Origin of the sequence: Caballeronia sp. (genome assembly GCF_049581465.1) — a bacterium.
Lineage (GTDB): Bacteria > Pseudomonadota > Gammaproteobacteria > Burkholderiales > Burkholderiaceae > Caballeronia.
Genome location: NZ_JBAUSA010001252.1, coordinates 1 through 2738 on the forward strand (window position 1 = coordinate 1; position 2738 = coordinate 2738).

General features: G+C 61.2%; 2 protein-coding genes. Both read right to left on the bottom strand.

Translation table 11 applies throughout. The features are described 5' to 3' along the window. The coding region (dnaK, locus tag WCA53_RS30460; RefSeq protein WP_423920195.1) for a molecular chaperone DnaK at positions 1–1878 on the bottom strand (1878 nt) is incomplete at its 3' end. A gap of 317 nt (positions 1879–2195) precedes the next feature. After that, a partial coding sequence (gene grpE / locus WCA53_RS30465; RefSeq protein ID WP_423920200.1) for a nucleotide exchange factor GrpE occupies positions 2196–2738 on the bottom strand: 543 nt, incomplete at its 5' end.

The following is a 2738-nucleotide window of genomic DNA, read 5'->3' on the forward strand; positions in this document are numbered from 1 at the left end:
GCCTGCGCCTGCGGCACCTGCCGCTGCACCCGCCGCGCCTTGGGCCGCCTGCATGTCGGCGTACATCTTTTCGCCGAGCTTTTGCGAGGCCGTCGCCACCACTTCGATCTTGGCTTCGATCGCCGCCTTGTCGCTCGAACCGCTCTTCAGCGTTTCTTCGAGGTCCTTCAGCGCCGCTTCGATCTTTTCCTTCTCAGCCGCTTCCAGCTTGTCGCCGTACTCGGTGAGCGCCTTCTTCGTGCTGTGGACCAGCGCGTCGCCCTGGTTGCGGGCATCGGCCAGCTCACGCAGCTTGTGATCTTCTTCGGCGTTCGCTTCGGCGTCCTTCACCATCTTTTCGATCTCGGCTTCCGACAGACCCGAGTTCGCCTTGATGACGATGCGGTTTTCCTTGCCGGTTGCCTTGTCTTTCGCGCCGACGTGCAGAATGCCGTTCGCGTCGATGTCGAAGCTCACTTCGATCTGCGGCACGCCACGCGGTGCGGGCGGAATGCCTTCAAGGTTGAACTCGCCCAGCAGCTTGTTGCCGGCTGCCATTTCGCGTTCGCCCTGGAACACCTTGATCGTCACGGCGCCCTGATTGTCGTCAGCCGTCGAGTAGACCTGTGCGTGCTTGGTCGGGATCGTGGTGTTCTTGTTGATCATCTTCGTCATCACGCCGCCGAGCGTTTCGATGCCGAGCGACAGCGGAGTCACGTCGAGCAGCAGAACGTCCTTGCGGTCGCCCGACAGAACCTGGCCTTGAATCGCGGCGCCCACGGCCACGGCTTCGTCCGGGTTCACGTCACGGCGCGGTTCCTTGCCGAAGAATTCCTTGACCTTGTCCTGCACCTTCGGCATACGCGTCATACCGCCGACCAGAATCACGTCGTCGATTTCGCCAACCTTCACGCCCGCGTCCTTGATGGCCACGCGGCACGGTTCGATGGTGCGTTCGATCAGTTCTTCCACCAGCGCTTCGAGCTTGGCGCGCGTGATCTTCAGGTTCAAGTGCTTCGGACCCGACGCGTCTGCCGTGATGTAGGGCAGGTTGATTTCGGTCTGCTGGCTGGACGACAGTTCGATCTTCGCCTTTTCCGCCGATTCCTTCAGGCGTTGCAGCGCGAGCACGTCCTTCGACAGGTCGACGCCTTGCTCTTTCTTGAACTCACCGATGATGTAATCGATGATGCGCTGGTCGAAGTCTTCACCGCCGAGGAACGTATCGCCGTTCGTGGACAGCACTTCGAACTGCTTTTCACCGTCAACATCAGCGATTTCGATGATCGACACGTCGAACGTACCGCCACCCAGGTCATACACCGCAATCTTGCGGTCGCCCTTTTCGTTCTTGTCGAGGCCGAATGCCAAAGCAGCAGCGGTCGGCTCGTTGATGATGCGCTTGACTTCCAGACCAGCGATGCGGCCTGCGTCTTTGGTAGCTTGACGCTGGCTGTCGTTGAAGTACGCGGGAACCGTGATCACGGCTTCAGTGACCGGCTCGCCGAGGTAGTCTTCAGCGGTCTTCTTCATCTTGCGCAGCACTTCAGCCGAAATTTGCGGCGGAGCCAGCTTCTGGTCGCGCACTTCGACCCATGCGTCGCCGTTGTCGGCCTTGACGATTTTGTAGGGCATCAGAGCGATGTCCTTCTGCACTTCCTTCTCTTCGAAGCGGCGGCCGATCAGGCGCTTGACTGCGTACAGCGTGTTGCGCGGGTTAGTGACCGACTGACGCTTCGCAGGCGCGCCGACGAGAATCTCGCCGTCTTCCATGTAAGCAATGATCGACGGCGTGGTGCGCGCACCTTCCGAGTTCTCGATCACCTTGACCGAATTGCCTTCCATGATCGCCACGCACGAATTGGTCGTGCCGAGGTCGATGCCGATGATTTTGCCCATTTTTACTAATCTCCTGACTTTGATCGCTGTGGGGAGTGCCTTGCGCCACCTGGCAGCCAGGCACCCCGCCCTAAATTCATACCTGCACTCAACATAAGTGCGTCCGCATCGTTTTCAAGACCTTGAACGCTATGCGGTCTTTAATTTTTTTCAATCGACTGCTGCTTTGGGATTGGCGCAGCCACCTTGAGCGGCCCGAGCCTTCTCCCGGACGACCGCGACCGCTGCCTCGAACTTCCCGAGGCCGTGGCGTCGACGGGAAGGCTGGCCATGATAGCGGGGCGCGGACCGAAGGGGCTGCGGCGGGTTGCTCGCGCTTACTTCGGCTGGGCGACGGTGACCAGTGCCGGACGCAAGACGCGGTCGGCAATCACGAAGCCCTTTTGCAGCACCGAAACCACCGTGTTCGGCTCCTGATCGGCCGGCACCATCGAAATGGCCTGGTGACGATGCGGGTCGAACTTCTCGCCGGCCGGCGGATTGATCGCCACGACGCGGCCCTTTTCGAGCGCGCCGCTCAGCTGCCGCAGTGTCAGTTCGACGCCTTCGCGGACTTTCTGCAGATCATCGCTGGAGTGCGCCACAGCAGCTTCCAGACTGTCGACCACCGGCAACAGGTGCTCGGCAAAACTTTCGATGGCGAACTTGTGGGCTTTGGTCACGTCCTCCTGCGCGCGGCGGCGCACGTTTTCCGTTTCGGCCTTGGCGCGCAGGAAACTCTCCTGCAACTCGGCGATCTTGGCCTGCGCTTCAGCCAATGCGGCTTCGGCACCGGCCGGAGCAGCTTCCGCCGGGTTGACTTCCGGCTGGGCCGCAGGGGTTTCGGCAGCCTGGCGCGCGGCTTCTTCGGCGGGCGTGGG